This is a genomic window from Mesorhizobium sp. M0870 (genome assembly GCF_040319775.1).
Classification (GTDB): Bacteria; Pseudomonadota; Alphaproteobacteria; order Rhizobiales; family Rhizobiaceae; genus Mesorhizobium.
Genome location: NZ_JAMYOI010000001.1, coordinates 215210 through 232714, shown reverse-complemented (window position 1 = coordinate 232714; position 17505 = coordinate 215210). Strand labels below are relative to the sequence as shown.

General features: G+C 57.7%; 17 protein-coding genes. All 17 read left to right on the top strand.

Annotated features, from left to right (window positions below):
* Nucleotides 1-17 precede the first annotated feature (17 nt).
* The 17 genes from NKH97_RS01075 (at nucleotide 18) to rfbC (ending at nucleotide 17488) form a co-directional block, all read left to right on the top strand.
* Complete coding sequence (locus NKH97_RS01075) at nucleotides 18-848, top strand: glycosyltransferase family 2 protein (protein ID WP_023808550.1); 831 nt, start codon at nucleotides 18-20, stop codon at nucleotides 846-848.
* Nucleotides 845-2113, top strand: a complete 1269-nt coding sequence (locus NKH97_RS01070) for a polysaccharide biosynthesis protein (RefSeq protein ID WP_128302896.1) — start codon at nucleotides 845-847, stop codon at nucleotides 2111-2113. Before NKH97_RS01075 ends, NKH97_RS01070 begins: the two co-directional genes overlap by 4 nt.
* Nucleotides 2106-2882: a class I SAM-dependent methyltransferase gene (locus NKH97_RS01065; RefSeq protein WP_352441361.1), complete on the top strand. Its 777-nt coding sequence runs from the start codon at nucleotides 2106-2108 to the stop codon at nucleotides 2880-2882. The genes NKH97_RS01070 and NKH97_RS01065 overlap by 8 nt, the downstream gene beginning before the upstream one ends.
* 5 nt (nucleotides 2883-2887) lie before the next feature.
* Nucleotides 2888-3697 carry a class I SAM-dependent methyltransferase gene (locus NKH97_RS01060; RefSeq protein WP_128302898.1) on the top strand — a complete coding sequence of 270 codons (810 nt, stop codon included), beginning with the start codon at nucleotides 2888-2890 and terminating at the stop codon, nucleotides 3695-3697.
* On the top strand, nucleotides 3675-4832 hold the full coding sequence (locus NKH97_RS01055; protein WP_352441360.1) for a glycosyltransferase: 1158 nt from the start codon (nucleotides 3675-3677) through the stop codon (nucleotides 4830-4832). Before NKH97_RS01060 ends, NKH97_RS01055 begins: the two co-directional genes overlap by 23 nt.
* Entirely contained in the window at nucleotides 4829-5971 is a 1143-nt protein-coding gene (locus NKH97_RS01050) for a glycosyltransferase family 4 protein (RefSeq protein WP_352795236.1), read from the top strand. Before NKH97_RS01055 ends, NKH97_RS01050 begins: the two co-directional genes overlap by 4 nt.
* 57 nt (nucleotides 5972-6028) lie before the next feature.
* Nucleotides 6029-6463, top strand: coding sequence for a hypothetical protein (locus NKH97_RS01045; protein ID WP_127295725.1), 435 nt, complete (start codon nucleotides 6029-6031; stop codon nucleotides 6461-6463).
* 152 nt (nucleotides 6464-6615) lie between these two features.
* Nucleotides 6616-7674, top strand: coding sequence for a Fic family protein (locus tag NKH97_RS01040; protein WP_352795235.1), 1059 nt, complete (start codon nucleotides 6616-6618; stop codon nucleotides 7672-7674).
* A gap of 656 nt (nucleotides 7675-8330) precedes the next feature.
* Nucleotides 8331-8657 (top strand): hypothetical protein, encoded by a 327-nt coding sequence (locus tag NKH97_RS01035; RefSeq protein WP_352441357.1) that lies wholly within the window; start codon nucleotides 8331-8333, stop codon nucleotides 8655-8657.
* Between the two features lie 333 nt (nucleotides 8658-8990).
* Nucleotides 8991-9311: a hypothetical protein gene (locus NKH97_RS01030; protein ID WP_352441356.1), complete on the top strand. Its 321-nt coding sequence runs from the start codon at nucleotides 8991-8993 to the stop codon at nucleotides 9309-9311.
* A 121-nt stretch (nucleotides 9312-9432) separates the two neighbouring features.
* A complete protein-coding gene (locus NKH97_RS01025; RefSeq protein WP_352441355.1) occupies nucleotides 9433-10242 on the top strand; it encodes a tyrosine-protein phosphatase in 810 nt (269 codons plus the stop codon).
* Nucleotides 10242-11024, top strand: a complete 783-nt coding sequence (locus NKH97_RS01020) for a polysaccharide biosynthesis/export family protein (protein ID WP_031212196.1) — start codon at nucleotides 10242-10244, stop codon at nucleotides 11022-11024. The genes NKH97_RS01025 and NKH97_RS01020 overlap by 1 nt, the downstream gene beginning before the upstream one ends.
* Nucleotides 11025-11053: 29 nt before the next feature.
* Nucleotides 11054-13432: a GumC family protein gene (locus NKH97_RS01015; RefSeq protein WP_352441354.1), complete on the top strand. Its 2379-nt coding sequence runs from the start codon at nucleotides 11054-11056 to the stop codon at nucleotides 13430-13432.
* On the top strand, nucleotides 13320-14579 hold the full coding sequence (locus NKH97_RS01010) for a tetratricopeptide repeat protein (protein ID WP_352795234.1): 1260 nt from the start codon (nucleotides 13320-13322) through the stop codon (nucleotides 14577-14579). The genes NKH97_RS01015 and NKH97_RS01010 overlap by 113 nt, the downstream gene beginning before the upstream one ends.
* On the top strand, nucleotides 14576-15907 hold the full coding sequence (locus tag NKH97_RS01005; protein WP_352721789.1) for an O-antigen ligase family protein: 1332 nt from the start codon (nucleotides 14576-14578) through the stop codon (nucleotides 15905-15907). Before NKH97_RS01010 ends, NKH97_RS01005 begins: the two co-directional genes overlap by 4 nt.
* Before the next feature lie 144 nt (nucleotides 15908-16051).
* Nucleotides 16052-16933 (top strand): glucose-1-phosphate thymidylyltransferase RfbA, encoded by an 882-nt coding sequence (rfbA, locus tag NKH97_RS01000; RefSeq protein ID WP_023808535.1) that lies wholly within the window; start codon nucleotides 16052-16054, stop codon nucleotides 16931-16933.
* Nucleotides 16934-16936: 3 nt separating this feature from the next.
* A complete protein-coding gene (gene rfbC, locus NKH97_RS00995; RefSeq protein ID WP_023808534.1) occupies nucleotides 16937-17488 on the top strand; it encodes a dTDP-4-dehydrorhamnose 3,5-epimerase in 552 nt (183 codons plus the stop codon).
* Nucleotides 17489-17505 lie beyond the last annotated feature (17 nt).

Genomic DNA, 17505 nt, shown 5'->3' with positions numbered 1-17505 from the left:
AGGCAGTCTGCAATCCATTGCAGTCCCAGGCGCTATTGAGCGTCTGCATCCCCACGTTCAATCGGCGGGATCGCGTTGCGGCGCTGGTTCAGCAACTGTTGCGTACGGACTGCCCATTGCAGATATGCGTCCATGTCGACGGTTCGACCGATGGAACGAACGAAGCGCTTGCGGAAATCGCATCTCGCGATGCCAGTTTGGTGGTCACCACCGGCCCGAATGACGGCAGAGGCCGCGCGATGTTTTCGGCGATTGCTTCCGCGACTGGCGACTATTGCATGGTCTTCGATGATGACGACGATCTCTTCACCGATCGCTTGCCGGAAGTCTGTGAGCACCTCTCGCAGAGAAGTGTCGATGAGAAGATTGCGGGTTTTGTGTTCTCGATGGCTCTTGGCCACCCAGAGACGGCAGCAGAGCCATTTCCATCGGAACGGACAAACCTGATAAAGATGCGGGCCGACGAACGGGTGGTCGGCGACAAGAAGGAGGTCATCAAAACTCCTTTGCTTAAACGGGTTGCCGTGCCCCCAGCGGGGCGGTTCCGCCGTGTTCCAACATCTCTTCTCTGGTCCAGATTGGCGATCGAGTACGACGTTATCTGTGTCAATGTCGAGATTGGACGAAAACGATATTTGCCGGAGGGGATGACGGCAAGGATTCGGCTTCTTCAGCGGCAAAATGCATACCCGATGTTGTTGCTGAACTTGAACTACATCAAGGCGTTCTGGCTAGGACGATATCGGTCGGTTCGGTTCCTGGGCAAGGCGGTTCTTGCCTGTTTGAGCTTTGGTGCCTTGAGTTTCCCGTTCTTGCTCAAGAGGTCATTCGTGCGGGTGACTTCATGAAAGAAGCCAGCCTGTGGAAGTTGGTGGAAGCCATCGTAATACGAATTGTTCCTGGTCTTCTGAACATAGCGACGTTGCTGTACATCGGCAGCCATCTGGAGACTGGACAGTACGGTATTTTCAGCACGACGATTGCAACAGTTTCATTTATTTCGACACTTGTTTTTGGAGTCGCGACCTATTCGATAATGCCGGTTTCCGCAAAAATGCATGCCGCGGGAATGGGTAGAGAGTACGTATCGTCCATCTTGACCGTGCTGGCAGTTGTGGCGTTGTTTGTCGTCCTGTCTGGACTGGCACTGACGTGGCTGGGATTTGGCAATGCCGTTGCCGCGACCATCATCGTTTCTTTCGGCTTGCACACCGCACTTCAAGAGATTTTGAGGTCACAACTGCGCTTGTGGGCGTACGGTTGGTCGGCGATTGGCCAGGCCGTCGCATACCAGGCAGGAGCCATAGTCCTGCTTGTCGGAGATGCGAAAGTAGGCTCGGCTCTTGCAGCCTTTTCGCTCAGCTATTTCGTCGGAGCGCTGATTTCATTTGCCTTGCTGGGACCTAGGAATCTGAGACGGCCTGGCTTTTCCTATCTTGCCGGGTCTCTGGTCACTGGCTGGGGATTTGTGTTGAGCAATCTGGCCGAGAGCGGCGTGTTTGTCGGCATCCGATACATAGTTTTGTTGCTTGGCTCCGAGACCCATCTCGGTGTCTTCTCGTTTTGTGTCGATCTTTCACAACGGTCCGTCGGCTTCTTCATGAATGCGGCCAGCTTCGTTTTCGTGCCAAGGGCGTTTCTCAGCGCCGCAAATGGAAACGTCAGGGAGTTTCGGCGCGGACTGTTCGAGGGAGCGGCCATCGCACTCATTTTTGCGACCGCGGCGGCGGCCGGAATAGTTGGCCTGTTTTTCTCGGGCCATGCCTCCGGATGGCTGGGGAAGTCTTTTGACCCTGTGGTGTTCGGGATCGTTTCTTGTGCTGTTCTGGTCAACAGGACGAAAAAGGTGATCATCGATCCGTTTGCGCTTCGGTCGAGCAAAGCGATGACGTTGACCTATTCCTACGCGATAGGGGCGTTGGCTTGCTGTTGTCTGGCGGCATTGGGCCTTTGGTGGCGGGTGCCGCTTGGCAGTGAAATGGCGTTTTTGTTCGGATATGTCGTTGCCGCTGCCTGTTCCTTTTTCGCATTGAGGAATGTGATTGCAGACCAAGGGCCTGATGCGAAACAGCGCACTGTTTTGGTGGTCGGGCCGGATGCCAGAAATGAATGAGAAGAAAGCACTCTACGACGAGGAAAACAGGCGCATCGTCCATGTCGGCACGGTGGCTGATGACGACTATTGGGATTCTCACTGGGCCGAAGGGATTGTCTTGAGGCCGGATCGCTTTGTCGTTGAAACCACCAGGCGATACCTGACCGGATCGGCCAAGATCCTGGACGCTGGATGTGGCTTGGCCAATACGGTCCATGGCCTCCACCAGGCAGGCTTTTCCGCCTACGGGATCGACTTCGCGCAGAAGACCGTGGGGATGGTGAACCGTGCCGCGCCCCATTTGCAAGTGACCGTGGGGGATGTTCGAGCAACGGGCTTCGCGGACGAATTCTTCGATGGGGTGTGGTCTCTGGGGGTGATCGAGCACTTCTTCGACGGTTACGATGAGATCGCATTGGAGATGAGGCGCATCATCCGGTCAGGAGGAGTTGCCTTCGTGACAGTGCCGAGCATTTCTCCTCTCCGACGGCTGAAGATCAGAATGGGTCTCTATCCCAGGTTTTCAGGTGAACAGGCCGGATTTTACCAGTTCGTTCTTGAGCCGTCTTCGATTGTTTCCAGTTTCGAACAGCACGGCTTCAAGCTTCTGGGATCACAGCCAAGGGGAGGCTTCAAGGGGCTGAAGGACGAGACATTTTTCTCCAAGCCGATGCAGGCCTGGTACGACAGCAAGAATGGAATCCTGAGAGGTTTGCGTGCTGCCGCGGACCGGTTGCTCGGCCCATTTTCGCATCATACGCGGCTCTACGTCTTCCACAGGATATAGCGCGGATGTCAAATCCGAGTGGGCGCAGATCGCCAGACGAAACCGGTGGTGAAGCAGTGTCGATATTGCGAAAGTTTGTTCGCGCGAATGTGGCCATTTCCGAGCTCCTGGACAGTGCTCTGCCGCGGCGCCTTCGCATCGACGGCAACCGGACCTTTGCGACGGAGATAGCACCTCCCTTACTTACCTCAAACGCACGGGTTTACGATCTTGGCGGGGGTGCCAGGCCGTTCGTCAGTCTTTCGGAGAAGCGGCGCCTGGGGCTTTTTGTCGTTGGGCTCGACCTCGACGCGGAAGAGTTGTCGAAAGCGCCACGCGGAATATACGACGAGGAGATTGAAGCGGACCTTACCTCGTTTAGGGGGAGGGGCGATGCTGACGTCGTCATTTGCCAGGCAACGCTCGAGCACGTCCGTGATGGCGAGGGTGCCCTGCGCGGCATTGCCAGTTGCGTGAAGCCGGGAGGCATGGTTGCCATTTTCTCGCCCTCGCGCAACGCCGTTTTTGCCAGATTGAATCGGGTCCTGCCGGAGGGGATGAAGCGACGGCTGCTTTTTGCGATCTATCCTGAAAAGGGCATGGGTCATGACGGGTTTCCGGCCTTCTACGACAAGTGCTTGCCCAGTGACGTCGAGACAATCGCAAAACGGAACGACCTGGAACTTGTCGAGCGCCGTCTGTTCTGGAAAAGCTCCTACTTCTATTTTTTCGTGCCGGCCTTTCTTGCCTGGCGCATCTGGTTAGGCGTTTCGGCCCTGTTTCTCCGCAAGGATGCCGCGGAAACCTACGCCTATGTCTTTCGGCGAAAACAGTGAGTTCCCGCGGCTCATGAAAAGGAAGCTCGCGCTGATCGCCATTCCGCTCGACAGAAGAGGCGGTGCCGAAACCATCCTGAAACTTGTTGCGCGCGCACTCGCGAGGCGACCCGACTGGGACGTCGAAATCGGTTTCTTGGGTAGCCAGGCGGCGGGCGAGGCCGCTGGATCACACCAGGACGGAATTCGGTGCAGCTACGGCTTTGGCGGCGGCAAGGCCATGAGCGAGTTTTTGCTCGCCCCGCGGCTGCTCCGGCGTCGGTACGATTTGGTGTTCTCGAGTCACGCACGGGTAAACTCGTTTCTGGCTGCCGCCCGAAGCATTGGACTTCTCCGCAGCCATAGGCTGGTCGCCCGCGAGTCCACGGTACTTCTGGATCGCTTCAAGGGTCCTCGCGCGCTCGCTTACAAGGCGCTCTACGCTGCCTATGGCAGCCAAGACATGATAGTCGCGCAAACGAGCTATATGAATGAACGCCTGCGTGACGTATTGCCCCGGCGAGCAATCGCCAAGCTGTGTACTTTGCCCAACCCGGTCGACGAAGATCTCATCGTCAAAATGTCCATGCAGGCATTGTCCGGGCACGACGCCGAGATACTTTCCCGCCGTCCGCAGATAGTCTGGTGCGGCCGGCTGATCGATGTGAAGCGTCCGACGATCGCGGTTGATGTGCTGGCCGAAGTCAGACGAAGGACCGGCGAGGATTATGAGCTGACCATGGTTGGCTCTGGCCCCATGGAAGCGGAGTTGAGAGCCCGCGCCGGCAAGCTTGATCTGGCCTCGCGACTAAATCTGCTCGGCCAGAGAGACAACCCGTTTCCGCTGTTTCGCGCTGCGCGTGCCGGCTTGCTTACGTCGGCGACGGAGGGATTTCCCAACGTCCTTCTGGAAATGATGGCTTGCCGGATTCCCGGCATCGTCACCACCCCCTGTGCGGGAGATCTGGACATGCTGTCGGGCCTGGAGATTTCAGCCGGCTTTGGCGCGTCGGAAATTGCGGAAGCACTGCTGAAGGTCATTCAAGTCGGTGATCGGTCGGCCTTGTACGGAAAGACCTTGTCGGAAAGATCGCCGGATCGGTTTGCGGATATGCTGTTGAGAGCGCCGTCGTCATATCCGGGTGGGCAGAGATGACGGCCGTTGCTCGCAACAAGATAGTCGTCTCGATAAACACATCCTGGAATGTCGTCAATTTCCGCAAGGGACTGATCGAGGCGCTGCGGAGCCGTGGCTATGACGTGGTCGTCGTCGCGCCGAGAGACGAGTATTCTCCGCTGATTGGGGCCATGGGCTGCCGCTATGTCGAACTCGACATGGACAATTCCGGCACGTCACCGTTGCGGGATTTGGTCCTTCTGTGGCGCTACTGGCGTCTCTTGCGGCGCGAGAGACCGCTGGCGTTTGTCGGCTTCACGATCAAGCCCAATGTGTTCGGCTCCATCGCGGCCAATCTGAACGGCATTCCCGTCATCAACAACATTTCGGGATTGGGGACGGCGTTCGTCCGCGGTGGTCTGCTGCTCAGGATTGCCAAGGCCTTGTACCGGGTGGCATTGGCCCGTTCCAAAATGGTTTTCTTCCAGAATGACGATGACCGGATGCTGTTCGTCGACGAACGTCTGGTTCGCAAGGATCGAACCGCGCTTTTGCCTGGCTCCGGGATCGACCTCGTGCGTTTTGCCCCGTTGTCCGAAGCGCGCACCGGGTCTGGCGCCATCGTCTTTCTTCTCGTGGCCCGGCTTCTCTGGGACAAGGGTGTCGGCGAGTTCATCACGGCGGCCCGTCGGGTTTGCCGTGAGGTGCCCGGAGTGCGTTTCCAGCTACTCGGCTTTCTTGATGTCGAAAACCGGACCGCGGTCAGCCGCGAGCACGTGGAAAAATGGGTTGGCGAGGGATTGGTCGAATATCTCGGCTCCACCGACGATGTGCGGCCTTTCATGCGTGCCGCCGATTGTGTCGTGCTGCCCTCTTACAGGGAGGGAACGCCGCGCTCGCTGCTCGAGGCGGCTGCGATGGGCAAGCCGCTGATCGCAACCGACGTGCCAGGATGCAGGGAAGTGGTGGACCACTCCGTCAATGGCTTCCTATGCAAGGTGAGGGACCCTGATGACCTTGCGAGCAAGATGGTCGAGTTTGCGCGGCTGGACGGCTCGTCCAGGGACAGGATGGGGGCACAGAGCAGAAACAAGGTCGAGCGGCAGTTTTCGGAAACGATCGTCATCGAGAAGTACATGCAGCAGATAGAAAGACTGAGCGCCCTTGCGACGAAATGAGCGGACCGGCCGCACAGGGTCGGATGGAGGATGGTTTTGTCAGTCAGGAGCATAGCGTTGCTTGCCGTCGTGGCTGTTTTGTTTGGTGTTGGCTTTCTGGGCATCATCGTGATGCAGAGGGGCGGCCCGTCCCCCGCGAAGCCGGTAGCCGAGCTCAAGCCGTTTGACGGCAAGCTCGCAATCCCATCGGTCGATGATCTACGCGTCGGCGGTCGCAAGATCCTGCTGTGCGGAGCGGCGTTTTCCAGGCCTCAGGCTATGCGCCTCCTGGTGACGGAAGCGGCGCGCCGAGACTACCAGGGGCTCGTCCTGGCCTGCAAACCTGTCGGTGCCGGAACACCTTGCGACGGCAAGATCGCCTCCAGGGTTGGCGATACCCTTGTTGTGCAGTGCTTGACGGCCGAGGGCGAAGATTTGGCCACCATACTTACGCAGGGCGGAATTCTCTGCGGCCAGCCGGTTCAGGCCGGCGCAACGTACAAACCTTGCTGAGCAGGTCGCCAGTAAAGACCGGAGCCTCTTGCGGCGAAGTGAGTGGGTCTTGTTCTCAAGCTGGCCGGCTGCCCGTATTTGGGTATTTATGGGTCCTTTCTTGGGTATGTCGGTTCTTGAATTTTCGGGTATTTGTGGGTATATTTGTGGGTATGACCCTGAAGATCGACTCTCTGCAAATTACCACCGAAATCCTTGCCCTGGTCTCGGAGATCGACGAATTCAAAGGGGCTTGGCGAGCGATGGGCGCGCTCGCTCCGGAGCGCCTATCGGCTCTGCGCCGCGTTGCGACCATCGAGAGCATCGGCTCTTCTACCCGTATCGAAGGAAGCAGGCTTACTGACGGCGAAGTGGAGCGGCTGCTCGCCAACCTCGACATCAAATTCTTTGAGTCCCGAGACGAGCAGGAAGTCGCCGGATATGCGCAGGTCATGGGAATGATCTTCGCACATTTCGATGCGATTGATCTGACCGAAAACCACCTGACACAATTACACCGTGACCTGCTGGCGTTCAGCAACAAGGATGAACGCCATCGCGGTGCATATAAGACACTTGCCAATAATGTCAGTGCGTTCGATGCCGACGGAAAAGAGATCGGCGTCATCTTCGAAACGGCGACGCCTTTTGATACGCCGAAGCGGATGAAAGAGCTCGTCGAGTGGACACGCGACACACTCAACGAGCAAAGCCTTCACCCTCTGCTCGTCGTCGCAATCTTCACGGTGGTGTTTCTGGAGATACACCCATTCCAGGACGGGAATGGACGGCTGTCGCGCGTTCTGACGACGCTCCTGCTGATGCGCAGCGGATATGTGTATGTGCCTTACTCTTCCCTCGAAAGCGTGATTGAGAACAGCAAGGAAGGCTACTATCTGGCGCTACGCCAGACCCAGAAGACGATCCGCAGCCCGAACCCCAATTGGCAGCCATGGGCTGTGTATTTCCTACGCGCTCTGCAGCAGCAAAAGCGGAGGTTGGAGAAAAAAATCGAGCGGGAGCGCCTTGTGCTCGGCACGTTGCCCGAACTCTCGCTGCAAATCGTTGAGGCCATCAATGAGCGTGGGCGCATAACCATCAGCGAGATCGTCAACTTGACAGGTGCAAACCGAAATACCGTCAAAAAACACTTGGCCATTCTGGTCGAAGCGAACCATCTGGCCCAACATGGAACCGGCAAGGGAACGTGGTACGGCCAAAATAGGCGGTAAAGGCTCCAAGTCTGAGGCACGTCGACTTGGTGAATTGGATCGAGGTGGGGGCATGGAGCCAGATCTCCATGGCCGAGAGATGAGGAATGGGTAGCCGAGCCGGCCGTCTACCCCCGTTGGCCGCGATTGGTATCGAGCCGATCTCGAATTACATGCTGTCAGCAGGAATATCTACACCGAAAATGTATCTATAATTCAATATATTAGCTTGGGTGTCGGAAGGTTTGGCGCGCTCAGCTTGGTCAAATCTTATCGAGCCAGTCACCACAGAAAGGAGACGTCAAATTTTTGCCCGATAATAAGAAACCTGTGAAAGTTAGTCGAAAACTATTAATGCGATTTGGCTAAAGTACTGTGCACGGACAGACACGCATCAGCTTAAATCGCTTCGCGCGCGCGAAACAGGTTGGAATTGTGGCCAAAAACTGGTACGCGCTGATGCACTGCCTTTGACTGGGTGCGTCTGAAGTGGTGCAGCAAGAAGGGATCGAAGACTGATGAACCTTGTGGTTAAAACTGCGCTTGCCGTATTTGTCGTGTCAATCGGGTTTGGTCCAGCTTCATCGTTTGCCCAGGATGCTTCGTGCAGCTGCGCGACACCCTATCAAGGTTCGGCAAACCCGATCGGATCCATCCGTTCCGCCATCGGTGATGTGATGGTGTCGCAGACGGCGGGCTATGGCGCTGCCAAGGTTGGAAGCGCGCTCGATTTCGGCAGCCGTGTGGTGGTTGGCGCCAAGGGCGAGGCCTCCGTTCTGGTCGGCGGCTGCAATCTGGAGGTTTCGGCCAATTCGAGCCTCGACGTTTCCCGCCTTGGCGACAACATTTGCCTCAAGCTTGTCGGCTCGGAGCAGACGGCTGCTATTCAGCCCTCCGGGGGCGGCGCTGGGTTCGGTCCGCCGGAGGCGATTTTCGCCGGGGCGCTTCTGACGTCTGGCGTGCTCGCGGCGACGCAGGACGACGACAACGGCGTCAGCCGCTGACGAAGATATGGCGGCGTCGGCCGCTGTAGAGAAGGGTCTGGATAGGTTGGCGGGGCCGGCTGGTTTGTTGGGTTTGTTAACCATATTGTTCTATTGCTTGGAGCGGGGCGGGCTGTAATTCGTACCAACAGGGCGAGTTACAGGTTTTGGTGGGGTAAAATGATGAGTTGCCATCGGTTCGGGGCTGCTTTTGCTTTTGTTGCATTCGTCGCAGGGGGCGTCCTGTTCGCCGCTCCCGAGGCTGTAGCTCAGCAAACCTGTTCCTGTCTTGCGCCCGTGCCGGCGTCCGAAGACGCGATAGGTCGTCTTACGCAGGTCCGGGGTGATGTCCAGATGTCCCAGGCCAGCGGCTATGCAGGGGTGGATGCCGAGGCGCCGGTGTATGCGGGCGCGCGCATCATGACCGGGGCGCATGCGTCTGCTTCGCTGGCTATCGGAGCCAATTGCGCGCTCGATATTCCAGCCAATGCCACCGTCAAGGTCGACCCTATCGAAGGCGGCATGTGCGTTTCGCTTGAGACACCATCTGCGACGATCGTACCCGCCAGCTCAGAACCTGGCATGCTGCCGGTTCTCTTGGGCGGCGCCGCCGTCGGTGGTGCCGTCGCCCTTATTATCGGCCTGCAGGATGACGACGACGCGGTCAGCCAATAGGCGGGATACGACCCCCGTTGTTTTGCGTAAATTTGTCAAATGCGTCATTCGCCTTCATGCGGGTGACGCGTTTCTATTTTTGTCGAGGCGAAGCTTTGCCTCCTCTCAACCAGAAACGCCAATGATCGACCTGCATTCACATATCCTGCCCGGTCTCGATGACGGTTCTCCTGACTTGGCCATGTCGCTGGAGATGGCACGGCTGGCAGTCGCCGACGGTACAACGCATATGGCATGTACGCCGCATGTAATGCCTGGGGTTTATGAGAACGCCACGCCAAACATTGCCGAGGCTGTTCAGGCGTTGGAACTGGAGCTTCATCGCGCTGCCATACCGCTTACCCTATACGTTGGCGCTGATGTTCATCTCGCGCCTGATCTTCCCGATCGGTTGAGGCTTGGTACGGTGCCGACTCTGAACGGATCCCGCTATTTCCTGTTCGAACCGCCACATCACATTCTGCCTCCGCGGCTCGAAGATTTCGCCGCGCGTCTCATAGGCGCCGGCTTCGTGCCGATCCTCACTCATCCAGAGCGGTTGACCTGGATCAAGGCGAATTACGACGTCATCGAGAGGTTGAATACGCTAGGCTGCCTTATTCAGCTCACGGCTGATTCTGTGACGGGGGCCTTTGGACGTACGGCGCTCTACTACTCGGAGAAGCTGCTGGATGAGGGCAGGGTGGATATTGTCGCCTCCGACACGCACGGCGCCAGCCGGCGGCGGCCAGGGCTTTCGCAGGCGGTTGTCGCCATCGCGAACCGGTGTGGGGAAGATGAGGCTTACAACATGGCAGTGAAACGCCCGGACGCGATATTGCAAAATCGGCCGCTCGTGCCCATCGGAAAGCAAAGCGCGAGGAAATCGGGCGGCAGCAGTGCGGGGCGGTTTGGCGGATTGGGCCGGTTGTTCAAGAGCGGGGCTCTTTGATGGGCATTTTCGATCTTGCAAGAAGTCATGCGGGCACCGTGCCCGCTTTGCTCGCATCGCTAGCAATATCTGCTTGCGCAAGCACTTCGTCGACATCGACGTCCTCCACCAGTTCTGTCGATGCGCTGCAGCCGATGGCGTCTTCATCGGCGCTCTCAGGCGGTGGTACGCTGCAGGTGGTCAAGGATCTCCCGCCGCCGCAGAATACCCAGAACGGCAGCGAGCAGCCGCTGTCTGCCAACGATGTACTCGAGGTCAGTGTGTTTCAGGTCGATAATTTGAACAGAACAGTTCAGGTCGACGCGGGCGGGCAGATTTCGCTTCCGCTGATTGGAACCATGACCGCAGCCGGCAAGACCGTTCGTCAGCTCGAGAAGGAAATCGAGACTGCCTACGGTGAAAAGTACTTGCAGTCGCCTGACGTGACGATTTTCGTCAAGGAGTCGATTGGCCAGCGCATCACGGTCGATGGTGAAGTCAACAAGGCCGGCATTTATCCGGTGTCCAGCAGCGCTTCCTTGCTCGACGCGATCGCCCTTGCCGGAGGGTTCAATCCGGTCGGTGATGCCGGTAAGGTCTTCGTCTATCGCAATGTCGGCCAAAACAAGCTGGTCGCAAATTACAATGTCGAGGAAATCCGCGCCGGCAAGAACCGCAACCCGCGGATCTATGGCGGCGACGTGGTCGTCGTTTTTGCTTCGAAGTCGAAAATCGCGATGAACAATTTGAAGGATGCGCTGGGCCTCGCCTCCAGCGCTGCCCGCATTGCGGTCATTCCGTAGACACGGACAACCCCAGGATCACCTCGCGTATGCTCGATCGCAACAGGCAGCCCCAACTTGCCGGACCCGGACATGGCCAGGCCCTGTCCGCGGACTCCTATTACGACGTGCCGCAAAACTACGGTCCCTATGGTCGCGACTATGCGGGCCAGGATGAGGGGTTCAACCCGCTCAAGCTGCTTTTATACATCGTCCAGTATCGCTGGCTGATCGTCATGATGGCAGCGGCCGGGCTCGTTGCCGGCGTCATCGTGACGATGATGCAGACACCAAAATATCTGGCGACGACGCAGCTCGAAGTTCTGGTGCCTTCGGCGAAAGTGTTTCAGGACATTGAGGTTGTTTCCGAAAACAGCGACGTCCGGGCCTTCCTGACCGCTCGGGAGAAGCTGAAGAGCCGGGCATTGGCTCAGCGCGTGGTGTTCCAGCTTGGGCTTAGCGAAAAACCGGATTTTCTGTTTCCGACGCCGAGCTTTTCCCCGAGCAATATTGTCTACCGTGCGTTCGGGATGTCCAAGTCACCCTCCATTGAGGAGAAAACGCCCGAAGAGCGCGAGGCAATTGCGATCAAGCGCATCCAGGAAGATCTGACGGTCAATCTGGTCACCAATACAAGCCTGCTATCGATCACCTTCGTCGATCAAAAGCCGAAATATGCAAGCGACGTTGCCAATCAGGTTGCGCAGAGTTTTATCGATCAACGTCTCGATCAGACCAGCGAGACCTCTGACCTGGCACGGCAGTTCATCCAGGAACAGGTTTTGCAAGTGAAGCAAAAGCTGCAGACCTCCGAAGAGGAACTGGTCACCTATGCAAAAGATGCCGGCATCACGGTTACCGGCGATGACAAATCGCTGATCGGCTCCAACATCGAAGCCCTGAACACCGCCCTGGCCACGGCAATCCAGGAGCGTCTTGATGCGGGGCGGGTGGTCGATCAGATAGAAAAGGGCCGCGGGTCGAGCCTCGGTCCGGTTCTGGAAAGCGAAGGTTTGCAGAAGCTTAGCGATAAGCTGGCGGATCTGACCAGCCAGTATCAGCAGAAATTGGGCATCCTGAAGCCCGGTTTTCCGGAAATGCAGCAATTGCAATCGCAGATCAAGGAACTGCAGCGACTCTACAACAACGGCGTGCTGGCGATAACCGATTCGTTGCGGCTGAAATATCAGGAAGCGCAGAACAAGGAAACCGACCTCAAGTCCAAGCTCGCGGAGATGGAGAGGCAGCAGGTCGTCTTCAACGACAAGAATATCAAATACACGATCCTAAAACGCGAAGTCGACTCCAACCGATCGCAGTATGACAGCCTTATCGCCAAGCTGAATGAAGTCGGCGTTAGCTCGGAGCTCAAGACGCAAAGCGCTGCGATAGTCGATTTCGCTTCGCTGCCCACAGCCCCCTATTCTCCACGTCTGAGCATCAATCTTGCAGTCGCTCTCGCGCTTTTCATGGCCCTGGCTGCATCGATCATCTACATCATCGAGTTGCTGAACAACACTTTCACCAACCCGGAGCAGATCGAGAAAGAGCTGGGGCTGGCGATGCTCGGCATCCTGCCGCTTGTCGGTGACCGCGAACTCATAGCCAGCATCGCCGATCAAAAATCCGGGCTCTCCGAGGCCTATCGTTCGCTGCGAACATCGCTGCAGTTCTCCGGTGCGGAGGGCGCGCCGCGATCGCTGCTGGTGACCAGTTCGGAACCGTCGGAAGGCAAGTCGACCACGTCGTTCAAGCTTGGCCAGGATTTCGCGGCACTCGGCGCAAGGGTTCTGCTTGTCGACGGCGATCTCCGCAAACCCAACCTGCACCGGCTGTTCGGCCTCGACAATGCGATCGGGTTGAGCAACCTGCTGACAAATACCGTTCGCAAGGACGATCTGCCGAGCATTTTCAGACCGACGAAATACCCCAATGTCACCGTGCTGACGTCCGGAACGATTCCGCCGAATCCGGCCGACCTGCTCTCGTCGCCGAAGATGGCGTTGATCTTGACCAATCTAGGCAAACGCTTCGATCTGGTCATCATCGACGCCCCGCCGGTCGTCGGTCTTTCCGACGCACCAATCCTCAGCCGGCTTGCCGAAGGCACATTGATGGTCGTTTCGACCAATCAGGTCACACGCAAGTCAGCCAAAACGGCACTCAAGCGTCTGCGCTCAGCCGGTGCGAACGTGATCGGAGCGGCGATGTCGAAATTTACGGTCAACAAGTTCGATTACAATTACGCCTATAAATACATGAACTATCAGTACTACGACTATGGCGCGAGTACCCCGAAAATTGAGGGCAAAGTCGATGACGGAGCAGGCCAGCCCGCTCACGCGAAATCTCCGGCGTTCAGGCGTTTGGTTCGTCGCCTCCGTTCTGGTGTTGGCGGTTTCGTCGATAGGGCTAAGTCGGCTTCTTGAGTCGGAAACGCCGGCCGTCTCGCTTGCGCTCGATCCCTTGAACACAGATGCCTTGATAGGCGAAATTGCCGGTCGGTTGAGCGAAACAGGCGACGGTGTTGATCTCGACGTCTTGGCGACAAAGGCGAAGGGCGCGCTTCGTTTCAATGTCGCGGATGCCCGGCTCTACAGCCTGATAGGCGAGATTGAGTATCGACAAGGTGAGAAAGACGAGGCTTTTGAACTCTTCGACCAGGCTCGAAAGCTGTCCAAGACTGAAATCCATTCGCTTCAGAGATCGATCGATCGCTCGATCGCAGTGGGCGATCTGTCAAAGGCCGTTGCCGAGATCGACACGTTGCTGCGTCGGTGGCCCGACAGATTTCCAGTCATTGCGGCGGGCATGCCGGCTATTCTTTCAAACCCGGACGGATATCAGGCTGTCCTGGCAGCCTTAAGGATCGAGGCACCGTGGAGGTCCAATCTTTTCTCCGCCCTTGGTAAGGATCCGCGGGGCCTGCGCGTCGCAAATCAACTGTTGCTGGACCTTGCCGGATCGAGCTCACAACCGACGTTGAAGGAGTTGTCTGCCGTAATCAACGGGTACATCCGGCAGAAGGAATACGAGGCGGCCTATCGGCTGTTCCTGTTCAGTCTGTCCGATCAGGAGCGGACACTGGCCGGATACATTTTCAACGGCGGCTTTGAGCATATCCTCAGCGACAAGCCATTCGACTGGCAGGTTCGCGACCCCTCCGGTCTGGAAATTACCTTTGCCGGGGCGCGCGATGTCGGCGAAAGCGATAGCGGAGCGACTGTTCGATTCCTGAATACGCCGGTGAAGAACGCCGCGCTCCAGCAATATGTCGAACTGCCTCCCGGCTCCTACAGGATTTCCCTGATCGCCTCCGCGAGAAACCTGAAGCTGCCCAAACAGTTGTTCTGGTCCATCAGATGCGCGGATCCGGCGGGCGAAATAGCGCGGTTCAACATTCCGGAAGGCACATTCAATCGGCGGCAGTTGAGCCTGGATTTCGCGATCGGACCAGGCGCGTGTCCCATGCAATTGTTGCGGCTGGAAACAGCTGCCATCGCTGAGAGCTGGCGATTTCGGTACGTTGGCACGCTGGTCATGCACAAATTGAGCATCGAAAGAGTTTCATCTTGAGAGAGCGGTCAACCCGGTCCACGGAATGGGAAAAATATCTGCTTGGGTCGGTTCTTTTCCTGTCAGTGCTGATTGGCGGCGGCACCGCGAGCGGTCTCTACACCGAAGCGCTGATCGAGGTGGCGGCGATTGCAGCGGCCGCGGCCGTCTTTTCAAGGCCGTCGGAGCACGGCATCCCTCGCTCGGCCCTGTGGTTGCTTGCTCTGGGCCTAGCCGTGTTCTGTTTTCAGATCGTGCCGCTGCCTGCCGCCCTGTTGAGCGGATTGCGGCCTGAGGTTTTACTTGCAAATCCATGGCTGAGCGGTGAAACCGGGCTGCGTTTCGTCAGTGTCGGCGTGGGACGTACGATCGAGTGTCTGTTGTACTTCGTGGCGATGGCTGCATTCTTTCTGAGCGTCACCCGCTTGCGCCCAGATCAGATCTACGGTCTTCTGCCCTTCTTTTTCATGGGTGTCATCTGTAACGGACTGGCTGCGGCGATCCAGTATTCGCTCTCCGACACGGTTGCCATACAGGGTTTGCTGCCGTTCACGATCAATGCGGGACTGTTTGCCAACCAGAACCATTTTTCAGCTTTGCTCTTCGTCTCCGTCCCCTTCGTCGTCTACTACGGCCTGTTTCGCGGGCACCTTCTGTCCGGGTCGCTCGGCTTGATAACGCTGCTGCTGTTGCTCCTGGCCGCCGGTTCGCGCGCCGGTATTCTGATAGGGCTGGCGATCACAATAATATCGGTTGTCTTTCTGTCCGCGCGCTCGAGGCTGGGCGGGTATGGAATACCCGCTGTCTTCATCGGGCTTTCGCTTTACACGATCGGGGCGTGGACGAAGATCGATGAGGAAGTGGTTGACCCGGCCTTTGGACGGGCCGAATTTGCCCGCACGACGATCGCGGGAATTGAAGAGAACTGGGCGACGGGCGTCGGCTTTGGCAGTTTTCCGAAAGTCTACCAGATTTACGAAAAGGGAGAGATGATCTTCAAGCCCTACGTCAATCACGCCCACAATGATTATCTGGAATTGGCACTTGAAGGTGGCGCGCCTGTTGTCTTTCTGGTCGCGGCCTACTCGGTATTGGTTTTTGCGTTTTCCCTTGCGGCACGGCGAGATCCGCTGCAGAAAATGGCATTTCTCTCAGTATCGTTTCTGCTCGTTCATTCCCTGGTCGATTATCCCATGCGAACGGCGGCGCTTGCGATGACTTTCGCCTATATGAATGGCATCATCTTTCACAAGGGATTCGCTGGGCGGTTAAGCCAGAGAGGCGAGTCGACCGAGGCCCATGATGACAATCTGCTTGTTCCCGTCAGGCCGGCCTTGGCAAGACGATAGCAATGCGTCGCCTGGAATTGGCCATGGATTGGCGCTGGACCGTGACCCGGTCGTTTGCCGAACGCCGAGATTGACAAGCCATTGCATGGAACCTAAGCACGGGCGGCTGGGGCCGGGGGGTTCAGGCATGTCAAGGAGAGCTTCTTGAAAGGAATTATCCTTGCTGGAGGCAGTGGAACGCGTCTTTATCCACTAACATTAGCAGTCTCTAAGCAAATTCTGCCGATATACGACAAGCCGATGATCTATTATCCGCTGAGCGTTCTGATGCTCGCGGGTATCCGTGAAATTCTGATCATTTCGACGCCGCGTGACCTGCCGATTTTTCGCGATCTGCTTGGCGATGGATCGGAGTTCGGCCTCGACCTGTCCTATGCCGAGCAACCGCAGCCCAACGGGCTGGCGGAGGCCTTCATCATCGGCCGCAATTTCATCGGCAAGGACAACGTGTCGATGATCCTCGGCGACAACATCTATTTCGGCGACGGGCTGTCGCAGCTTTGCCGCGACGCAGCCTCGCGCGAAAAGGGCGCTTCGGTGTTCGCCTATCATGTCGAGGATCCCCAGCGTTATGGCGTGGTTTCCTTCGACAAGGCCACAGGAACGGCGCTGACGATCGAGGAAAAGCCGCAGGTGCCGAAATCCAACTGGGCGGTCACCGGTCTCTACTTCTATGACAACGACGTCGTCGACATCGCCCCTGCCATCCGTCCCTCGGCGCGCGGCGAGCTCGAGATCACGGCGGTCAACAACGTCTACCTCGAGCGCGGCCAGTTGCATGTGCATCGGTTGGGGCGCGGCTTTGCCTGGCTCGACACCGGCACGCATGACAGCCTGCATGAGGCCTCGTCATTCGTGCGCACCATCGAGCACCGCCAGGGCATCAAGGTCGCCTGTCCCGAAGAGATCGCCTTTGAACAGGGTTGGCTGACAGTGGACCAGGTTCTGCGTCGCGCCGACCACCTGGGCAAGAATGAATATGCCGCCTATCTGCGCCGGCGTGTCGTCGACCTGTCGGAGGGCTAGGCGTTGGAGGTCAGGCCCCTTGGCATCGATGGCGTGCTGGAAATCGTTCCGAAGCGACATGGCGACGCGCGCGGCTTCTTCGTGGAAACCTACAATGCCGAGCGCTTTTCGCAGGCCGGCATAGACCTGGCCTTCGTGCAGGACAATCATTCCTATTCCGCCGCGGCGGGCGTCTTGCGAGGGCTTCATTATCAGCTTGCGCCGCGCGCGCAGGACAAGCTGCTGCGCGTCATCCGGGGCAGCATTCTCGATGTGGCGGTCGACATTCGCCGCGGTTCGAAAACCTTCGGAAAATGGGTCGCTCTCGAAGTATCGGCCGAGAAGGGCAACCAGATTCTGGTGCCGAAAGGCTTCGCGCACGGCTTCGTGACGCTCGTGCCCGACACCGAGGTCCTGTATAAGGTGACCGACACCTATTCGCAGGCGCATGATCGGTCGATCCGTTTCGACGATCCCGACATCGGCATCGAATGGCCGTCATTGACCGGCGGGTTCCAGCTCTCGGACAAGGACCTCAAGGCGCCGCTGCTGGCCGCCGCCGAGGTGTTCGCCTGATGGGTTACGTGAGGACA